The organism is Brevibacillus panacihumi (assembly GCF_003710985.1).
In the GTDB taxonomy this organism is placed as follows: Bacteria; Bacillota; Bacilli; order Brevibacillales; family Brevibacillaceae; genus Brevibacillus; species Brevibacillus panacihumi.
Genome location: NZ_RHHT01000084.1, coordinates 1 through 19099, shown reverse-complemented (window position 1 = coordinate 19099; position 19099 = coordinate 1). Strand labels below are relative to the sequence as shown.

18 protein-coding genes and 1 pseudogene are annotated in these 19099 nt (G+C 47.4%); 8 read left to right on the top strand and 11 right to left on the bottom strand.

Annotated elements, in window-relative coordinates:
• Window positions 1-84 (top strand): ATP-binding protein (locus EDM58_RS26080; RefSeq protein ID WP_221175440.1); only part of this gene is annotated, 84 nt, incomplete at its 5' end.
• A 72-nt stretch (window positions 85-156) separates the two neighbouring features.
• Here the strand turns inward: EDM58_RS26080 and EDM58_RS25090 are convergent.
• The 8 genes and pseudogenes from EDM58_RS25090 to EDM58_RS25050 form a co-directional block, all read right to left on the bottom strand.
• Window positions 157-300: pseudogene (locus EDM58_RS25090) on the bottom strand (MFS transporter); the annotation flags it as partial.
• Window positions 301-932: 632 nt separating this feature from the next.
• Window positions 933-1499: an SLOG family protein gene (locus EDM58_RS25085; RefSeq protein ID WP_122915764.1), complete on the bottom strand. Its 567-nt coding sequence runs from the start codon at window positions 1497-1499 to the stop codon at window positions 933-935.
• A gap of 167 nt (window positions 1500-1666) precedes the next feature.
• On the bottom strand, window positions 1667-3190 hold the full coding sequence (locus EDM58_RS25080; protein WP_122915763.1) for an oligosaccharide flippase family protein: 1524 nt from the start codon (window positions 3188-3190) through the stop codon (window positions 1667-1669).
• Between the two features lie 70 nt (window positions 3191-3260).
• Complete coding sequence (locus EDM58_RS25075) at window positions 3261-4370, bottom strand: amidase domain-containing protein (protein ID WP_246001053.1); 1110 nt, start codon at window positions 4368-4370, stop codon at window positions 3261-3263.
• 461 nt (window positions 4371-4831) lie between these two features.
• Window positions 4832-5797, bottom strand: coding sequence for a threonine ammonia-lyase (locus EDM58_RS25065; protein ID WP_122915761.1), 966 nt, complete (start codon window positions 5795-5797; stop codon window positions 4832-4834).
• A 26-nt stretch (window positions 5798-5823) separates the two neighbouring features.
• Entirely contained in the window at window positions 5824-6978 is a 1155-nt protein-coding gene (locus EDM58_RS25060) for a M20 metallopeptidase family protein (RefSeq protein ID WP_122915760.1), read from the bottom strand.
• A gap of 15 nt (window positions 6979-6993) precedes the next feature.
• Window positions 6994-8400 (bottom strand): YfcC family protein, encoded by a 1407-nt coding sequence (locus EDM58_RS25055; protein ID WP_122915759.1) that lies wholly within the window; start codon window positions 8398-8400, stop codon window positions 6994-6996.
• A 175-nt stretch (window positions 8401-8575) separates the two neighbouring features.
• The gene (locus EDM58_RS25050) at window positions 8576-9457 is read right to left on the bottom strand and encodes a LysR family transcriptional regulator (protein WP_122915758.1); all 882 of its coding nucleotides are present in this window, start codon (window positions 9455-9457) and stop codon (window positions 8576-8578) included.
• A 135-nt stretch (window positions 9458-9592) separates the two neighbouring features.
• Here EDM58_RS25050 and EDM58_RS25045 point away from each other — a divergent pair, with 135 nt between their 5' ends.
• The gene (locus EDM58_RS25045; protein WP_122915757.1) at window positions 9593-10648 is read left to right on the top strand and encodes an ornithine cyclodeaminase family protein; all 1056 of its coding nucleotides are present in this window, start codon (window positions 9593-9595) and stop codon (window positions 10646-10648) included.
• A 36-nt stretch (window positions 10649-10684) separates the two neighbouring features.
• Window positions 10685-11809: an aminotransferase gene (locus EDM58_RS25040; protein ID WP_122915756.1), complete on the top strand. Its 1125-nt coding sequence runs from the start codon at window positions 10685-10687 to the stop codon at window positions 11807-11809.
• A 149-nt stretch (window positions 11810-11958) separates the two neighbouring features.
• Here EDM58_RS25040 and EDM58_RS25035 read toward each other — a convergent pair whose 3' ends face one another.
• Window positions 11959-12042, bottom strand: coding sequence for a YjcZ family sporulation protein (locus EDM58_RS25035; RefSeq protein WP_084567887.1), 84 nt, complete (start codon window positions 12040-12042; stop codon window positions 11959-11961).
• A 248-nt stretch (window positions 12043-12290) separates the two neighbouring features.
• Here EDM58_RS25035 and EDM58_RS25030 point away from each other — a divergent pair, with 248 nt between their 5' ends.
• Window positions 12291-12575, top strand: a complete 285-nt coding sequence (locus EDM58_RS25030; RefSeq protein ID WP_122915755.1) for a phospholipase A2 family protein — start codon at window positions 12291-12293, stop codon at window positions 12573-12575.
• A 43-nt stretch (window positions 12576-12618) separates the two neighbouring features.
• Here the strand turns inward: EDM58_RS25030 and EDM58_RS25025 are convergent, their stop codons facing one another.
• Entirely contained in the window at window positions 12619-12915 is a 297-nt protein-coding gene (locus tag EDM58_RS25025; protein ID WP_023554118.1) for a hypothetical protein, read from the bottom strand.
• Between the two features lie 191 nt (window positions 12916-13106).
• Window positions 13107-15374: an ATP-binding cassette domain-containing protein gene (locus tag EDM58_RS25020; protein WP_122915754.1), complete on the bottom strand. Its 2268-nt coding sequence runs from the start codon at window positions 15372-15374 to the stop codon at window positions 13107-13109.
• Window positions 15375-15463: 89 nt separating this feature from the next.
• Between EDM58_RS25020 and EDM58_RS25015 the strand changes: the two genes are divergently transcribed.
• From EDM58_RS25015 to EDM58_RS25000, 4 genes are all read left to right on the top strand, one after another.
• The gene (locus tag EDM58_RS25015; protein WP_122915753.1) at window positions 15464-16417 is read left to right on the top strand and encodes a helix-turn-helix transcriptional regulator; all 954 of its coding nucleotides are present in this window, start codon (window positions 15464-15466) and stop codon (window positions 16415-16417) included.
• A gap of 98 nt (window positions 16418-16515) precedes the next feature.
• On the top strand, window positions 16516-16725 hold the full coding sequence (locus EDM58_RS25010; RefSeq protein ID WP_122915752.1) for a hypothetical protein: 210 nt from the start codon (window positions 16516-16518) through the stop codon (window positions 16723-16725).
• A 140-nt stretch (window positions 16726-16865) separates the two neighbouring features.
• Window positions 16866-17207 (top strand): AMP-dependent synthetase and ligase, encoded by a 342-nt coding sequence (locus EDM58_RS25005; RefSeq protein ID WP_122915765.1) that lies wholly within the window; start codon window positions 16866-16868, stop codon window positions 17205-17207.
• 175 nt (window positions 17208-17382) lie between these two features.
• Window positions 17383-18888 carry a vWA domain-containing protein gene (locus EDM58_RS25000; protein ID WP_183187623.1) on the top strand — a complete coding sequence of 502 codons (1506 nt, stop codon included), beginning with the start codon at window positions 17383-17385 and terminating at the stop codon, window positions 18886-18888.
• The last annotated feature ends 211 nt before the right edge of the window (window positions 18889-19099 follow it).

Sequence of the window (19099 nt, the reverse complement as noted above, 5' to 3'; positions counted from 1 at the left end):
TTCGACCGTCTTGTACATCACGCTCATATCGTAGCTTTCACAGGAGAGAGCTATCGCCTTCGGCATGCTCTTTCCCACCGTTAAAATTATGAAAATTTAGCCTGGCAAGGCTATGCACAAAATGGTTTCCGAACTCTGCATTTTTTGCTTGCCAAATACAAGCAACCCTGCTTTGGATACACTGATATGGAAATGATCAGCAAGTAAAGGTAATATCCCAACGATCCCCATTTCCGTATTTAAGATGCCGAATACACCTATGGTCAATATGAATAGTAGCAATTTATTTCGTTTAACCATAAAATTCGCCTCCTACTTTCATTAATGATAAAGCTTAAAAATAAACATCGATTGATTAATCAACATCTGTTTATGATTATAGAAAGAAACAGGATGTTTTCAATCGTTAAATGAACGCTATTTGTTGATTATTCAACAAATCTATCAAAACTGCTTATTAATGAACTTCCCTTACGCGGAACCATTAACGAAAAACAAAACAGCCGATTCCTTAAAAATAAAAGGTGAAATCGGCTGTTTTGTTTTCGAATTTCCTTAGCGTTCAAAAATTTCCGAAATGTTGTCGGTACCCCATCCTGCAAATCCGGCTGCAGATTCAAATTTGATACTGGATCGAAAATCCAGTGCCGATACGACTCCAGCCATGATCTATGGGGCGCAGCATGAATGCGCGGGCAAACCCGATCCGCTACCACTGTCCTCCTAGCGCATGGATATTAAAAGACCATCTGCATTTTGTGGCTTTATGACTTCATCGGGGTGAGGGACAAACTGTCCACCAGCTGGAGGATGCTGCGACTAGAGGGATTTTGATCAATGGCCCTCCACTCCTTTGTGTTTTTAGGTTGAAGTCAACCCTTATGCCATTTTTTATATGTAAAAAACCTGCTTTTCATATCAGTTTTCTTTCATTAAAAATAGTCATTGTATAATTCTTGCTGCTGTTCCTCTGCAATGGTCTGTAAGTCGTATGCGGTAATGCGAAATAACCGATAATCGTCAGTATCCGCTTTTTTTGCGGCGAGCTTACTTAAAAATTTCGGCGAGCCTACGTTGTCTTCATCGTAAACTAACAAGATGCCGTCTGAATTGGATAGCAAGAATTTATCTTTCTCTGCAAACTGCCAAACTCCCTGGTAAGGTGTTTGATAGACACTATTCATATAGTCGGCATGCATCACAATATTTCGGTAGTAATCCTGGGTCTCTTCTTTCCACTTTTCCTCTTGATTCAAAAACGGGGTAATTACTGCCAATTTTAGATGTGGATACTCCTTTTTTAATTCCAGAACAGTTTCGGCTGCCCACATTTCTACCCCGAGCTGACCTGAAATGATGACCCATTCCAATTCTTCCTCTAGGAATCTTACGAGTTCCCGCTTCAGTGCTTTTTTAATAATTGCTAACCCTGGATTTTTTTCATTAAATATGCCAAGCTCGTGTGCCTTGTAACCTGAAACAAATAAACGTTTTAACATCATGCCACCTCTACGTTTAAAGTAGCTCCAGCAGAAAATAGGTATCTTTTCCCTAGCTATCTCGTATTTGTGTTTCATCTCATATTTGTCTTGCCATATATTATCACAAAATAGAATTCGCTGAGTATGGCTTAACCAGCCGCAGGTTCATAGGAAACATCAACCCGTTAACGATCTCCTGTCTTATTCCGAAAGCGGAAGAACATATACAAAATGATGCAAACGATAAAAAATAGCGTGCTTCCAAGTGACCGGATGATCTTCGAATGAAGGCCTGCTTTCAGAAGAATGGCATTAAACGGAGCATATAAAAAGGTGATGACCAAAAGGAAAAGCAAGCCAATGCATATATTGCCTATGGGAAAAGCACCTTTGCATCGTTTTTGCACCATGAAGGCATTCCAAACCAAGGGAGCGAATTCAAAGGCAAATACACTCATGGCTGCACCGGCATAACCGAAACCGGGTATAGCTGTCAAATAATAAGCGGAGATCGCCGAACATGCCAGACCCAGAAGCGAGCCGAATAAAGGCGTTCTTTTTTGATCCATTGCCCACAATATCGTTGTCGTGAGTTCCCTCAAGCCCACAACGATTGGAACAAAAGACATATAACGTATTGCTTGGGCAGCAGATTTGTTTCCAAAAATGATGGTGGATAGCTCATCTGCTTGAAAAAACAGAAAAACAGTAGAGCCGATACCCCAGAACCAACCAACTTCTAATGAAAAGCTTGAACGTTCGATAAAGTCCTCTTTTTTTTTGTTTTGCCAACTGGCGGTCAATTTGGAAGCAATCGTATACGATAATGCCGCGGTAAGAATTGTGGGTAGGTACACCGTTATCGATGCCATTCCGGATATTTCTCCGAAAACAGCGACGGCATCCGATTGACTCAGTCCCGATAGCTGAAGGCGGGCAGGAATAATGAGTGCGTCTAAAAGATCTGAAGCTGGCGTGATTAATCTTGTTAAGGTGATCGGTATGGAAGATTTGAAAAAATAGAAAATTCCAGGCCCGAAAACAGCCCAGCGCAAGGATGCAGTAAATATTCCGTTCACCGTGCCAATAGAGAGCGGTTTTTTGCTGTATTTCGATACCCAAAGATAGCATAATGCAAGAAAAGCTCCTGTACATGCACCGAAAACTGCCCCACCGGCAGCAGCATAAATGCCGTATTCCATCCATACAACGGCTAGCAATAGCATCGTACCGGCGCGTACCACTTGCTCTACCAGCTCGGATGTTGATACATCCCCGTAAGATTCAATACCTTGCAAAAAACCGCGATATAACTGCAGCAAAGGGACAATAACCAAGGCTGGAGCGAGGCAGCGAATGGGGAACGTCAAGTGCCTATCCCCGAAATAATTGGCGAGATTAGGAGCCATGACGTAGCAAAGTATACCGGAACATACGCCTACTATTAAAAAAGACGGAACTAAGCTTTTAAAAAGTCGTGATCCACGCTTTGGGTCTTTGGCAGTCACTAACGCTAATGTCGTGGGAAAACCGCCGGTGAGGAGAGTAAGTGCAAATCCAAAAATAGAATAAACGATTTGATATATACCTGTTCCTTCGGTACCAAGTAGACGATATAGTGGAATGCGAACAGCTAGTCCAATAGCTTTCACAAGAAAAATAGCGCCGGTACGTAGCGCTGTTTGTTTTAGGAAGACGGGAAGCCGCATTTTTTCACTCCTCAATAACCTCGTCCCCCCAATTATATGAACGAGGTTATTATGGTATACTTCCCCTTCCTTAATCGTTAATATGAATCAAGATATACTTCGTATTTTTATCCCAACCAAGGTCAAACGGTACACGATAACGGTCTGCGGTATGGGAGTTGACCAAAGGGTAGCCTTTCACATCATGACCGACAACGATAGAAAAATGGTCTGTGTCTCCATCAAGCGAATATCCGATAACATCCCCTGGTACTAATTTTGCGATGGCTCCATCTGGATGTTTTTTGCTTGATCGGGAAATTTCCGTGAATGTACCCTTGGCAATTAATGTTCCATACCCGGAGTAAAGCAGAAAACGTTCGAAAGCATCCGTTTGTACCCACGCACGGCTCCCCCCTCCCCGATATCTCCATGCGCCCGTCATCCGCAAACCGCCGCCTTCCTTTTTATCTCCAAGAACTTGAGATGTAAAATTCGTGCAGTCTCCGCCGAGCGGCGTATAATCCTTATATTCCCTGTTATACCGATTTTCATTTCCGGCTCCCCAAGCCAGACCTGCATATTTGTTTGCGTAAGCAACAGCCTGCTCTCTGTTGTATCGCCCTTTTGATTTTGGAGTGTGTTCCATAGAGGAAAGGCGAGGAAAGCCAGGTGGGCTGTCCGGAATTAAATTTGGGTTTTCCTCTAACGGGTCCAAATACCATTCCTTTTTGACGACCCAGCCGTTGTCTTCCTTTTTTATTGTAAGAGCATGTCGCGTTCCTACCCCAAACGACTGTAGGGGCAGATCTGATGATTTGTAGGCATAGGAAATTTTAGCCGATTGTGCCAGGATGACCCTCGCTACATTTCCGTCCATTTTTATACGGACGATGCGAATAAACGGTTCAGCCTCTACGATGCGAAGCCCGCGTTTTTCCGCCCAGGAATACAGATATTTGGCCCGCTTTACTTCCATTTGATAAGCGTAACGGCTCGTGCGTTCAGTCATTCGATAATATTTATTTATCGCTTCCGGGTTTTGTTTGATGAGGAAATCGTTACGGTCTTTATACAACTGTGATAAAAAAAGACTGATTTCCTCTTTATCACCTTTATTGTCCAAACCAAACGCGTTTGCATGTAATGGCGTGATTCCCATTAGAATGGACATTCCGACCAACAAGAGTAAGCGTATCACACTAAGGGCCTCCCAAGATTACTTCTGCATCACGGCCGATTCCTGATCATATGTACACCGTGATGCTTGTCTTAGTTGAGAACACTTGTCAACTTCAATTTCCTTTCTTTCAAGCGATATTAGGCCTTCGTTTATTTTTCTTTGTATAATTTTGGGATGGGCCTCGTCGACTAAATCCGGTGTTGGAAATCTGAAGATCAATAGATATGCTCTCCCTCAATTTCATGGATATACGCTTTGGAATCCAGACCCATTTTTTGACTCATTTATGTAAGTGGGAGTAATATATCCTCAAACCATTCCGATGCGAAACTAAAGGAGACAGTCCGATCGTTCCGGGTGATTCGCGGATTACTGCGGCGGCCGTATGTAGATCTACTGAGAAAAAGGAGTGGGACTATTCTTCCCGCTCCTCACTTACAGCTATGAAAAATGTTTGCTCCCACGATATTTTGGTTTGATTAGGAGTAACTGCTGATTATTTTTCCCAGCTTGGTAGCATCCACATTGCTACCGCTCACAATATTCAGGACTTTCTTTCCTTTCAGATGCGGTAGATGACCATGTAGCAGAGCTGCGATTCCGACCGCTCCCGAGCCCTCTACCATATAATGATGCTCCTTGGCCATCCAGTACATCGCATGGGCGACCTGCTCTTCTTCTACGAGCACGAACTGGTCGACGATCTGCAAGGCCAAATCCAGATTTCCTTTGGATATACCCCCATGCAAGCCGTCCGCGAGGGAATCACTGTACGTCACTTCCGCCAATCTTCGTTCCTTAAAGGAATAGAACCACGGCGGAGAAGCATGAGTCTGGATGCCAATGACTTCAATCGATGGATGGAGGGCTTTGGCAGCCACTGCAATCCCGCAGATCAGTCCTCCGCCTCCTGCTGGCACCACAATAGCGTCAAAATCAGGTTGTTCCAACAGCGCTTCGAGCGCGACTGTTCCCTGACCTGCGATAATCTCGTTATCTTCAAAAGCATGTACGAAGGTCCGCCCTGTCTCCTCCGCCAACTGATATGCGTGAGCCTCCGATTCATCGTAATTATCTCCAAAAACGACCAACTCCGCTCCGTAACGCTGGATGCCTGCCCGCTTGGTTTCAGGGGCAGTTTTTGGCACGACAATGAGAGCAGACACTCCAGACAGAGACGCTGCATAAGCTACACCCTGAGCGTGATTACCTGCAGATGCGGTAATAACACCACGCTCCAGCTCCGCTGCAGAAAGTGATCCGATCTTGTTCAAAGCACCTCGCAGCTTGAACGACCCTGTCTTTTGCAGATTCTCCAGCTTCAACCACACTTCTGAGCCGACATGCTGGGATAGATTGGTCGACAGAATCAAAGGCGTTCTGACGATTTCGTTTTCGATCCGCTTATTTGCCTGCAAAACGTTTAACATCGAAACATTCAACATCTTTTCGTACCTCCCGTTTCCGCTTGTCACTCATACCTTCGGACAAGCTCGATAAACAATTCAATCGCAAGTGGAATGGCATCTTCATCAATATCAAACATGGGATGATGGTGCGGGTACGCACTCGCCTCCCCGCCCATCCCGACAAAAATGAAGGCTCCTGGACAACGCTGCAGGTAGTAGGCGAAATCTTCTGCTGCCATCGAGGGCTCCATATCTTCCGCCTGAACAGACGCACCAAATCTCTCTCGGATCACTTTCTCTACATAGCGACTTTGGGTTCGCTCATTCACAAGCGCAGGGGGGCCCCAGTTGTAATCCATGTGTCCAGAAGCGCCATAGCTTGCTGCGATCCCCTCCACGATTCGCTTCATGTGAAAGTGTATGTTCTGTCTCGTCTCCTCAGTCAGGCTACGTGCGGTACCGAATAGTACGGCTTCCTTAGGGATAATGTTGAATGTGCTGCCTCCTTCTATCCGTCCTACAGTTACTACGGCCGGTTGCAGCGGATGGAGAGACCGACTGACTACAGACTGGATTCCCCCTACAATCTGTGACGCGATGTAGATCGGGTCGACGGTTTCGTGCGGCATGGCACCATGACCGCCTTTTCCTGCGATGGTCACTGTAAATTCATCGCATGCCGCCATCATCGAGCCATGGCATAAGCCGATCTTCCCCTTCTCCAAAGGCTGCCAGAGATGAATGCCGAAGATCGAATCGACTTGATCGAGAACACCCTGATCCAGTAAAGCTGCCGCGCCGCTTGGATCCCGCTCCTCTGAGGATTGAAAGATCAAGAGGACGTTGGGCTTCACCTCCATTCGATGCACAGACAACCATTTTGCCACTGCAAGCAAGATCGCCGTATGTCCGTCATGCCCGCAGGCGTGGGAGACTCCAGTTACTCTGGAGTGATACGGTTTGTTTCCTTCTTCCATCACGGGGAGCGCATCGATGTCGGCGCGCAAGGCAATGGTCTTGCCCCCATCCGTGCCGCGAACAAGCCCTACGACACTGGGTTCTTCGTACGCTAAAAGGGGAATCCCCAGTTCTTGCAAATGCCGCTTGATGTACGCGCACGTCTGATATTCTGCGCCGGAAAGCTCCGGATACTGATGCAAATAACGCCGATGTCGTACCGCCCATTCAACAAGCTCTTTTTCGACCAAAGTCTCCATCTCTCAAGCCCCCCGTCAAAAAGGTCCGTACCCGATGAGTTGCGCTACGATAACCGATACCAAACCGATTGCGTACTGTGTCAAAATGAGTGGCAGGATCCATTTCGCCCAGCGGATCCAAGGAATCCCGGCAATCGCCAGACCAGCCATGAAATAACCCGAGGTTGGGAAGATGATATTTCCGATACCGTCTGCCATCGAAAAACTAAGTACGGCCGTTTGACGTGTGACTCCAACCAGGTCAGCAAGCGGCGCCATAATCGGCATGGTCAGAGCTGCCTGCCCGCTCCCCGATGGCACGATGAAATGGATGATCGCCTGAAGAAAATACATTCCCACTGCACTCAGAACTGGCGGCAAATGATGAATCGCCGAGGAGGCATAATACAAAATCGTATCGATGACATGGCCATCCGTCAAAATCACCACGATCGCACGAGCCACTCCAATAATGAGAGCGCCGGAAATCAGCCCCCCAGCCCCTTTCATGAAGGCTTTGACCGATTCATCCGGTGAAAGTCTTCCTACAAAGGCTATGATGATGCCCAGAACGAGAAACAGCCCGGCGATCTCGGTAATGAACCATTCATATTGCAAGACACCGTAAGCCAATAGCACAAAGTTCAGCAGGAAACAGCCGAGTACAATCTTGTGCTTCGTCTCGAGCTTCTGGTTTTGGGTAGCGATTGCCTCATATTTCCCGTCTGCAAAAAATCCGTACCCACGATCCCGCTTTACTTTCATCGCATAGCGGTAGACAAAAAATACGGAGACCACGTACATAATCACAAACAAGAGGATGCGGTATCCGATCCCGGAAAAGGGCGGCAACTCGGCGATACTCTGCGCAATCCCCACGGTGAATGGGTTCATGATCGCGGTCGTAAAGCCGATCGAAGCGCCTACAAGGACAATCGCGGTCCCCGTTATGACATCAAACCCAAGGGCTATGGCCAGAGGAATCATGATCCCGATGTACGCCAATGTTTCTTCCGCCATCCCCATCAAAGCTCCACCCATAGCAAAAAACAGCATCATAACCGGTATCAGCCATTTTTCCTGATTGGCAAGCTTGCGAGAGAGAGTAGCGATAAATGCTGCGATTGTACCTGTCGCTGTTAAAATGCCGAATGTACCACCAATAATAAGGACGAAGAAAATAATGGATGATGCTTCTACCATCCCTGTGTGAACAGAGCCGATAATGTCCATCAAGCCGACCGGTGTGGATTCAATCCCTTGATAGGTGTCCGGGACGACCACACTTCGACCGTTCACCTCTGTCCGGGTATATTCTCCAGCCGGGAGAACATACGTGGAAATCGAAGCAATGATCAGTACAAGCAGGAGCAGCACATATACGTTGATTTCCTTGGGCTTCTTGTTCAGTGGTGTGTTCGTGACCAAGTTAGGCTGTGACATGACGGTTCAACCTCCCTTTTTCGAAATATTTCGTCTTTAAATCGTAACATACTCAATCAAGCTCATCTAATTAGGAATGCCTATAGTAACGATTGACGGTTTCAATTCTTCATATTGCAAAAAAAAGGCGGATCCTTCTGTTGAGGATCTGCCTCTACCCTGATTTCTCTCTTTTCTATGTAATCTTGCCTGACTCGGTCCACCCTTGAATGACCAGCTCCGCAAAGGAACGGATCGTCATCTCCTCCGAGCGGTCCTTCAAAAAGATGAGGTTGGTTTCCAGTCGCTGTTCCAGTTGATGGAGCGGGACGAGCGTACCGGATTTGAGTTCATCTTTAATTAAATTGGCGCTGATAAGTGCTACTCCCGTATGATTTAAAGCTGCTATTTTTATCGTTTCTTCGCTACTGCTCTCGATTACTGCCGCGGGATGATAGTTCAACTCAGAAATCGACTGCCTATGAAGTCCCTCAAGGTTATAGCTTTCTTTATAAATAAACGGATAGTTCCCCATGATGTAGTCCCGATCATGCTTCTCGTAAATTTCTCTCGACGTGACCAATAGCAATTGTTCTTTTTCCAGCAAACGACTCTCGATTTCCTGCTTTCCGCTCTCTCCTGCAATGATCCCGATGTCCGCTTCATTGGACGTTATCAAGTTCACTGCATCGGCACTATTGCAAGAAACCAGCTTGAGCTTGACCTGCGGATGATGGTGAACATACGAGCGAATAAGCTGCGACAGATAATGTGTCCAATAGTACTCGGGGGCAGCGACCACCAGCGTACCATTTGGTCCGTCCAAGAGCTTGATCGCTTTGTCCATTTGAGAGACTACGGCGAACAGCTTGTCCACATGCTCCTTCATTACTTTGCCAGCAGGCGTGAGAAACGTCTTTTTCCCTACCCGATGGAACAAAGGATGGCCAATTTCCTTTTCCAGCGTCTGTATTTGCAACGTGATCGTTGGTTGTGTATATCCAAGAAGCTCTGCAGCTTTGGTCAAATTGAGCTGGTCTGCTACTACTTGAAATGTTTTTAAAGTGCGAAGCTCCATTCCACTCCCCTCCAAACACGTAAATTCCCTAAAAAATCAATGGTTACTATTGAAATCGCTAATTTCATTATTATTTTAATCTATGCTAAAGTCAAAGCCATATCATTCACTTCAAAAATGGAGAGGGGATATGGGATGATTCCATTCAGAGTGATCGACCAGGAAAACGTGAAAAAATTGCTGGAAATGAAGAGTGTGATCGAGCTTGTTGAACGTGCCTATACATTAAAGGAAATGAAGGAAGCTTCCTTATTTCCAATGGTGTTTCATGAATTTGCTCCGGGAAAAGCGGATATGGATATCAAATCCGGGCATTTGATGGGGGCTGATATATTTGGTTTGAAGCTGGTTTCCTGGTTTGGGGATAATCCTGCGAAAAATCTTCCGGCACTCGTAGGTTTCGTTCTAGTTCTCGATAGTGATACCGGAGTACCCAAAGGCATGATGAGCGGAGAGCCCGTGACATTGATGCGTACAGGCGCTGCCGGGGGTATCGGAGCGAAATATTTGGCAAGGCCGGAATCGGAGAATCTCCTTTTGGTAGGCTGCGGGCATTTGGCTCCCTACGAGATCATGGCTACGCTCATTACCATGGAAAACATCAAAAAAGTAACGGTCTACCATGCGAGCTCGTATGAAAAAGCCACGACATTTTCCACCTCGATAAAAGAAAAGCTTCATGAGATGTTTCTGTCTTCTTATCAAGACGATCATCAGCTATACCAGACTCTTCTGGAGCGTACCGTGATTGAGTACGTAGCGACAGACGACATTCGCCAAGCAACCGAAGAAGCAGACATTATTATCACGGCCACACCTTCACGCAAGCCGCTTATCTTGAAAGAATGGGTCAAACCCGGCACCCATTTCTCCTGTATCGGAGCAGATATGGCAGGAAAACAGGAAATCGATGAGAATTTGTTCACTACCGCTCGCGTCTTCGTGGATGATGTGACGCAGGCAATCAACGTCGGAGAAACCAAAATAGCCTTTCATAAAGGCCTGATCTCCAAAGACGATATCATCGCTGAAATGGGAAGCGTCATTCTCGGGCGTACACCGGGACGATTGTCCGATCAAGACATCACCATCTATGATAGTACCGGAATCGCTTTGCAGGACCTGATCACAGCAGACTACATTCTCAAAAAAGCTGAGGAAAAAGGCATAGGGTCCGTCGTTCAGCTGTAGACCTATCACAGGATATGGTAAAAAGGAGGAATCAGTGTGGATATTAATCTGTTTGCAGTAGAAGATTGGATGAACAAGTATGAAATGAGTGCGACCTACAATATCGCGGAGACGTGCGTGGATTCGTTTACCATCGAGGAGCTCATTTCCATCGACGGCACCAATCCCGATGACTTTTTCCGTTCCCTCTATAACACCAAACTAACGTATGGGCATATCGAAGGATCTCCTGAATTCCGGACACTGGTTTCCCAGTTGTATGAATCGATCGATTCAAATCAAGTGCTCGTAATGAATGGAGGCATCGCTGCTAATTTCCTCGTATTCTATTCACTAGTGAAGGCAGGCGATCATGTCATTTCCGTCCATCCTACCTACCAGCAAATTTATGATGTGCCGAAATCTTTCGGTGCTTCCGTCGATTTACTCCAGCTTAAGCCGGAAAACGGCTTCTTGCCTGATCTGGCTGAACTACGCGCACTTGTCAGGGAAAATACAAAGCTGATTTGCATTAACAATCCGAACAATCCCTCCGGTGCTCTTATGGAACGGAAGCACCTGGAACAGATCGTAGAAATCGCGCGTTCTTGCGATGCTTATCTGCTTTGCGACGAGGTATATCGCAATCTTCTGCAGGAGGATGATCTCATCGTCCCTTCTGTCGCCGATTTGTACGAAAAAGGCATCAGCACGTCTAGCATGTCAAAAGCGCTGTCTCTGGCTGGTCTTCGTCTAGGCTGGATCGCAGCTCCACATGACGTGATCAAGGAATGCATCAAGCACCGCGATTATACGACGATCAGCGTCGGGATGCTCGATGATCTGTTGGCGGTCCACGCCCTGAAAAACTATGATCGGATTCTTGACCGCAACCGTAACATCATCAAGACAAATTTGGCCATTCTCGATGCTTGGGTGGCTGGGGAGCCCGCTGTCACGTATGTAAAACCACGTGCAGGTACGACCGCGATGCTGAAAATAGATCTCCCCGTTTCATCCGTCGAATTTTGTGAAGGGCTGTTGAAAGAAACGGGTGCCTTCCTAACCCCAGGGATCTGCTTTGACATGGAGGGCTGGGTGCGGATCGGGTATGCGTGCGAAACCGAAATGCTGCGCCAAGGATTGCAGAAAGTATCCGAGTACATCCACTCCCTCCGTTAACAAACAAGGAGATGGAGAGTTTTTCATCATTATAACGATTAAAGGTCCGTTCACGCTGATGACAGGACCTTTAATCGAATTTGTCTCACATATGAAAAAAGATCCGTCCCGCAGCCATTTTTCGGCATTTGGAACAGATCTTTTTCAAATTAGTCACAATCACATCCAACGATTACGAGCAAAACAAACAGAACCAGGATCATAGCGAAGTTATCTCCGAAGAAACCACTCATCGAACTCCCTCCTTCTGTATTTCAACATATGTGGACGGCTCTCGTAATGTTTGGATGAATGTCTGCCTGTAGATAAAATAAATGAACGCCCTATTCATCTTAGCGCTGGAAACGCGAAACAGTGATCTTGCCCTGAGTGAACAGCCCGCGCAATATGATCCGTTTGAAAATATACTGGATGCGAAGCGATGCAGAAAACAATGAATCGTCAGGATTGAACCGCATTCTTACATGGGAGATGTTCCAACATGGCATCCAGACGAAGAAAAAATCTCTTTGGTTCCACTCGTGGTCTTCCGTGCTTTTACGGGAATTGGTGCGGTATGGGCTGCAGCGGTCCAGGTGCGCCTATCGATGACGTGGATCGCTGTTGCCAGAAACATGACTTCTGCTATGAGCGTCATGGGTATTTTTCATGCAAATGTGACCAACGATTTTTAAAATGCTTAGAAAATCAAAGGGATCGATCCACTGCGAAAGGCAGAAAAGCGGCAAAGATGTACTCATTTTATAAAAAGAGCTGGTGTAGATAAAAAGGAGTCAAGAGCGTATATAGCTCTTGACTCCTTTTTACATCTATTTTTTTATAATGTCCCACATTCCTCTTATGTTTTGCCATGCACCGAAAATATCCTGTGCTGTTTTTATGCCGTTTCCCAACTGATTCAAATCAATGCTCCCCAGGGACGGCATTTTGAAGTTCAGCAAAGGGCTTCGTCTTCTCCTCTGCCTGTTTAGATTGTGCCATTCCTGATAATGTGCGCGCAAAGCTTCCGGATCTTTACGCTCTCTTCTACCTACTTTCTTGCTTCTCAGCCACGCTTGAAATTCCGGAGTGTTTTGAACCGGTACTTCTCTTCTCCTTCTGGCCATACTCCTTCTCCTCGCTTTCCTGAGCGGTGTCCCATTACTCTATGATAAAAGAACATCTTGCCGGAACGGCGCATCTCCATGAAAAAGGAAATGGGTTTGTTTTTTTCGAAATCGTCACCTGCACATGCGAAGCATGCCTGCGGGACGATGTCGTCGGGTCAGAAGTTGGTATTTTGGGGTGCATTTGCCTTCTACTTTATTCCAAGGACTGCTTGCCTTACATACTTACCGGTTATCGAGGAACTGCAATGAATACTTTCTTTCGGTATGCCTTCAAACATGACTTTGCCTCCCTGGTCTCCCGCACCAGGTCCGAGATCGATCATCCAGTCGGCTTGACAGATCACTTGCAGATTATGCTCGATTACGATCACAGTAGAGCCTCTATCAACGAGCCGATTCATCAGGCGAATCAGCACCTCCACATCTGACATGTGAAGCCCGGTAGTCGGCTCGTCCAGCACATAAAGGGTTCCGTTGCCCTCCAGCTCTGCTGCCAGCTTGATCCGCTGAAGCTCGCCGCCTGACAAAGTACTAAGCGGCTGCCCCAACGACAAATACCCGACACCTACCTCTTTCAGTCTTGTCAGCGCTGATATTACTTCATCCTCATGAAAAAAGTGGAGCGCCTCTTCAACGGTCATGGCCAAGATGTCCCCAATGTTTTTTCCGCGAAAGCGATAAGACAGAACCTGCTGCGTATAACGCATCCCCTGACAAGCCTCACAGACGCTTGCGACCGTATCCATAAAGGCAAAATCAGTATAGATGGTCCCCAAGCCCTTGCAATGAGGACAAGCCCCCTGCGAGTTGAAGCTGAACAGGGAAGCATTCACGTTGTTTTCCCTCGAAAACAAATTTCTGATGGCATCGAATATATCCAAATAGGTGGCCAGATTGGAGCGGTTGGATGCTCCGATTGCTCCTTGATCGATGAGGATCGCGTCCGGATAATACTTCGGGAGCACTTGACGGATCAAGGTGCTTTTTCCCGACCCAGCCACTCCGGTCACGACCGTCAGTGCGCCGGTCGGAATGCGAACGCTGACATCCTTCAAATTATTGACAGAGGCATGCTCGATAGTAAGCCAACCTTCAGGCTTTCTAAGCTCGGTTTTGAATGTGGGTTTACGCTTCATGCATACGGCTGTCAAGGTCTCGGCTGACACCAGCTGCTGCAAGCTTCCTGCGAATACGACGTTTCCGCCCCTTGTTCCGGCATATGGCCCCATCTCAATGACATGATCGGCAATTCCGATGACATCAGGGTCATGCTCTACGATCAACACCGTGTTGCCTTTATCCCTTAGCTGTGCCAACAGCCGGTTGATTGTGTGGACGTCGTGCGGATGAAGTCCGATACTCGGCTCGTCGAAAATATACAGCAAATCACTCAAGCTGCTTCCGAGCTGGCGCACCATCTTGATCCGCTGTGATTCGCCGCCGGACAGACTGGACGTTTCGCGATTCAGGCTCAAGTACCCAAGCCCAACCACTTGCAAATAGGCAAGACGTTTTGCGATCGCTTCTGTAACTGTTTGTGCATCTGGCTCGCGGATCGAACGAATGAATTCGATGAGCTCGCTGATTTGCATGGCTGCGCAATCTGCCATATTTTTCCCGTTTATTTTGCATGACAACACCTGCGGGTTCAAACGACCGCCGCGGCAGGAAGGACAAATTTCCTCGGTCATGATGCGATCGATCGCTTCCTTGTACCTCGCAGCGTCTCTCGAATCCTTGTTTAAAAACGTGCGCTTGATACGTGGAACAACCCCTTCATATAGGGACGTCGGCGGCCAGTCCTTCGTCGGATGCGCAGGCTTGAATCCGGTTTTATACAGGAGCGTATCCATTTCATCTTCGGTATAGTCCTTTAATTTCTTGTCGTTATCGAATAGACCTGTGCTGACGTATCTTTTCCACCGGAAGTCCCCTGGCCTGAAGGTCGGGAACAATATGGCTCCTTCGTTCAATGATTTCTCCCGGTCAATCAGCAGATTGATGTTGACTGCTTTCGACTTGCCCAAGCCTTCGCATTCCGGACACATCCCCTGCGGGTTGTTAAAGGAAAATACGTCAGAATATCCGACGAAAGGAATGCCGAAACGGGAAAACAAAAGCCGCAGCAGCGCATAAATATCCGTGACCGTCCCGACCGTGGATCTTGCGTTGCCTCCGATCCTTTTCTGGTTCATGACGATTACCGCCGGCAAACATTCAATGGCATCTACCTCCGGCTGTCCGTATTGCGGAAGGCGGTTGCGGATAAAGCTGGAGTACGTCTCGTTCAATTGCCGCTGTGATTCCGCCGCGATCGTATCGAAGACGAGAGCGGATTTGCCGGAGCCCGATACGCCTGCAAATACCGTAATCCGCTTCTTGGGGATGGTTACATCGATTCCCTTCAGATTTTTTTCTCTCGCGCCGATGACACGAATGGCATCCTCTTTTTTCATGGACCTCTCCTCCTCTTGCTATTCGTAAAAAAAAGTATACGCTTAAAACATGTCAATAACTGTCATGTTATAAGCAGAGGAGGCAATTCATGTCCAAAGCCAAACTTTTGTTTGACCTGATCCTGTATGTCAATACGAAACGCATTTTTACCGCGCAGGATGTCGCACATGAATTCGGCATTTCCGTACGGACTGCACACAGGTATCTTGCCGAACTTGGCGACATGGGGGTTCCGATCTATACGGAGCCAGGCAGAGGTGGCGGTTACCGGGTACTGAACAACCGCATGCTGCCGCCGATCATGTTTGATGAGGAGGAAGCGTTCGCAGTGTTTTTCGCTTTTCAGGCATTAAAGTATTATCAATCGCTTCCCTTTGACATTCACATAGGTTCCGTCTTCGCGAAGCTGTACGCGGGCCTTGCTCACGATATGAAAAGAAAAGTGGACCGCCTTGATTCGGTTTTAACCTTTTGGAATCAAAAAAGAAGTGTTGCCTCCCCATATTTGAAAGAAATCATTGAGGCAGCCATCGCTCATGAGTTACTTTCGATCGAATACGTGTCGAAGTCGGGAAATACGGTGAGAAAGGTGGCTCCGGTCGGCATCTACGCCTACGATGGCTTCTGGTACATGCCAGCATTTGACGAGTTATATGGCCAAATCCGATTGTTTCGGACTGACCGGATTGTCTGGATGGAACGAACACAGCAAACGTTCACTCAGCAAATGCCTTTGTCTGACTGGTTGGACCGCTATACGGCACAAACGCCGAAGAAACCCGTCCGCATCTATGTGGAGCTGACACGGGAAGGCTTGAGGCAATGCCGTAGCCAGCCTTGGCTGGAACCCCACATCGTGATGGTCCACCCAGAGCAAGGCTACGTCGAGACTGTGATTGACCAAGAGGATTGGGATTACGTTTCCGATTATTTTTTTCAGCTGGGAACTGCCGCCAAAGTGATCGAGCCCCGCGAGATGGTGGATCGTATTCGCAAGCAAGCCCAGGAGCTCATTCATCATTACGCTTCGGATGGGACGTAACGCTCCCCTTCCGGCATCCTGAATACATAGCCTCCCAGCAAATTGGTGATCCTATCTCACAATATCCGAAATATGGCTATGAAGAAGGAGGGCATAAAGTGGCTCAATTCGATGTAGGTATGGTGCACCGTCTAGCCGATCAAATGGAGGGAATCGCCTTGGATATAAAAAAACATGTGAACTCTCCAGACGAGCTTAGCCAAGATATAAAAAGGATGACAAGTGTTCTTGAAAGTTTTCAAACGCTTGCGCAAAAGGCCTCTAATAGTGGATCCAACCCAGTCGTCAATCAGAACGACGTCGTATAACTTTTAGCGTCAAGCAGTGATTGCCTCCTGTTCGATTCGGCATACCAGACTCCTGTTTCGCAAAACTACAGAATAACGGGATGCAAAGAAGAACAAGCTAACACAGTCTAATCATGTTGAAACAGGAGGACCCTATGAATATGAATCTGTTTTCGAATTCGCAATCTCTTTCCACTCAACTTGCACAGTGCGAACAGCTCATCCAGCAACTCGTGCAACAAACCCAACAAGCATCGGTGAAATACCAACAGCTGCTGCAGCAAGAACAAAGAAATGCGGAGCAGCTCGAGCAGTTGGCTCAACGCGAGCGTCAAGCTGCCCTCATGATCCAAACCGCTCTCCAGGGTCATCAGACAGCCTTGCAGCAATTGCAGCAAATTTCGAACCTCTGCAATCAGATGGCAAGCAGCGCTTCCCGTACTGTTGCCGGCTTCGCTCAACCTAATCAACAAAACGCCGGATTCTCTGTTTTCCACCAGTAATCGCTTATACCCTCCAAGCCAAAAAAGAGAGTGTTACCTCAAAAGAGCGTAAAAAACGCATCGAGTCAAAGACTTTGATGCGTTTTTTAATTGCACTTTTTCTCCTATATCCTTCCATCTGAACTGTTGCTATAGTTAGATAAGAGATCTTATCTAATGGAGGAGAAAAATGGTAATGCGAAAGCTACCCATTCTATTTTTGGTCACCGCTCTTTTTCTGTCAGCTTCAGGCTGCAGCGAAGCCGTTCCGGAAGCAAATCAGAACGAAGCAATCCCAACCATTGAAACGCAAGAGTCGCAGAATTCCTCCTCTGAACCGGCGACTGCTACACCCTCCCCCTCTTCTGCACCAGCAGAAGGTACGGCACCTGCATTGCCCAAGCCTCCTGTTGCCTTGGAAGAAATTCTTTCCTACGAAGAACCGGCAGGGCTTTTTGCAGGGAGCAATTATGACGAATCGAGGGTGAAAGCAGAACTGGACAAGCTGTCGAAAGGCATGGCCGATGAGGACATTTTCGCTAGACTCTTGCAGCTGATTGGCGAGAATTATCAAGAGGAAAAAGGTACGTTCGATCGATTGGAGCAAGTCAATTACAGACAGGCCCTGCTCTCAATCGATCCTGCAGACCCGGCTTCTGCTCCAGCGACGGAAAGAAAGATGAACATTGAGGTTGTGCTGGACGCGAGCGGGAGCATGGCCGGAAAGGTAAACGGCGGGGTCAAGATGGAGCTCGCGAAGAAATCCATTCAAGACTTTTTGGCGAGCAGCTCCCAGCAATCAAATGTGGGGCTCCGCGTTTTTGGGCACAAAGGCTCAGGTGCGGATAAAGACAAAGGCCTCTCGTGTGCGCAAACCGAGCTGGTGTATCCACTCGGCAGCTATGACGCCACTCGCTTCCAAACTTCGCTGCAAAGCTTTGGACCCAAAGGCTGGACTGGCATTGCCACTGCTCTGGAAGCAGCGCGAGACGATCTGAAGAACGTTCACAGCGAAGGGGCCGAGACGATTATCTATCTGGTGACGGATGGCATCGAAACGTGTGGCGGCAATCCGGTGGAAGTGGCCAAATCACTTCATCAGCTCGATTTGAAAGCAGTAGTCAATGTGATCGGCTTTGATGTCGATGATGAAGCGCAGCGTCAGCTCAAGTCTGTAGCCGAAGCGGGCGGCGGTACCTACACCACCGTGAAGGATAAAAAAGCGTTGGAACAGGTATTTAAGAAATACCTGGAGGAATTGTACCAGGAGAACAGCAATTGGATGCAAGAGGCTATCGATGACGTGTGGAATCAGTATGAGACTGAGGAAAAAGAGCTCATCGATACCCGAAAACAGATGCTGCACAAGGTATCAGCCGAATATGACCGGCTGAAGGCTGCCGTCTCCTATCTGCGGGAAAAAGACTTGCTGGAAAAGAAGCAAAAGTCGCAGCTCCTCTCCTGGATCGATGACCGGTGGCTGAATTTGAGCACGTATGCGGATGACCGCTGGGAGGATATCGGGCACAGGATGGATACGGAATGGATCAATGCCTCTCAGGAAGTGGAGCATCGCTGGATGGAAAATGGACGGATTCTTGACTCGAAATCCGGAAAAATCGCCCTACGGATCCCGAGCCTTCGTGTCCCGAAAATCCGTGTCAAACCGGTGCGAATCAAGCCGATTCGAACCGATTTTTAAAAGTGTCCGTTACATGTATGACTACCCATTCCCGTAGTGGACAAGGTTTCCATTGGCATGGAGCAGTACATAGCAAAAAAGGCCTGATGCTCTCTTTACGAGATTTCATCAGGCCTTTTGCTTTGTACCTTCAAAACTGGATCTGCATGGATGCTTTATGGATGTGTGTGGATAAGTCCTCGACCGATTAGTATTCGTCAGCTCCACGTGT

Coding starts and splice junctions, on each gene's coding strand:
- EDM58_RS25055 (WP_122915759.1), bottom strand. CDS start 8,400: ATGTCACAGCCTAACTTGGTCACGAACACACCACTGAACAAGAAGCCC.
- EDM58_RS25030 (WP_122915755.1), top strand. CDS start 12,291: ATGGCATCCAGACGAAGAAAAAATCTCTTTGGTTCCACTCGTGGTCTT.
- EDM58_RS25045 (WP_122915757.1), top strand. CDS start 9,593: ATGATTCCATTCAGAGTGATCGACCAGGAAAACGTGAAAAAATTGCTG.
- EDM58_RS25005 (WP_122915765.1), top strand. CDS start 16,866: ATGAATCTGTTTTCGAATTCGCAATCTCTTTCCACTCAACTTGCACAG.
- EDM58_RS25085 (WP_122915764.1), bottom strand. CDS start 1,499: ATGTTAAAACGTTTATTTGTTTCAGGTTACAAGGCACACGAGCTTGGC.
- EDM58_RS25050 (WP_122915758.1), bottom strand. CDS start 9,457: ATGGAGCTTCGCACTTTAAAAACATTTCAAGTAGTAGCAGACCAGCTC.
- EDM58_RS25025 (WP_023554118.1), bottom strand. CDS start 12,915: ATGGCCAGAAGGAGAAGAGAAGTACCGGTTCAAAACACTCCGGAATTT.
- EDM58_RS25060 (WP_122915760.1), bottom strand. CDS start 6,978: ATGGAGACTTTGGTCGAAAAAGAGCTTGTTGAATGGGCGGTACGACAT.
- EDM58_RS25080 (WP_122915763.1), bottom strand. CDS start 3,190: ATGCGGCTTCCCGTCTTCCTAAAACAAACAGCGCTACGTACCGGCGCT.
- EDM58_RS25000 (WP_183187623.1), top strand. CDS start 17,383: ATGCGAAAGCTACCCATTCTATTTTTGGTCACCGCTCTTTTTCTGTCA.
- EDM58_RS25035 (WP_084567887.1), bottom strand. CDS start 12,042: ATGAGTGGTTTCTTCGGAGATAACTTCGCTATGATCCTGGTTCTGTTT.
- EDM58_RS25015 (WP_122915753.1), top strand. CDS start 15,464: ATGTCCAAAGCCAAACTTTTGTTTGACCTGATCCTGTATGTCAATACG.
- EDM58_RS25065 (WP_122915761.1), bottom strand. CDS start 5,797: ATGTTGAATGTTTCGATGTTAAACGTTTTGCAGGCAAATAAGCGGATC.
- EDM58_RS25020 (WP_122915754.1), bottom strand. CDS start 15,374: ATGAAAAAAGAGGATGCCATTCGTGTCATCGGCGCGAGAGAAAAAAAT.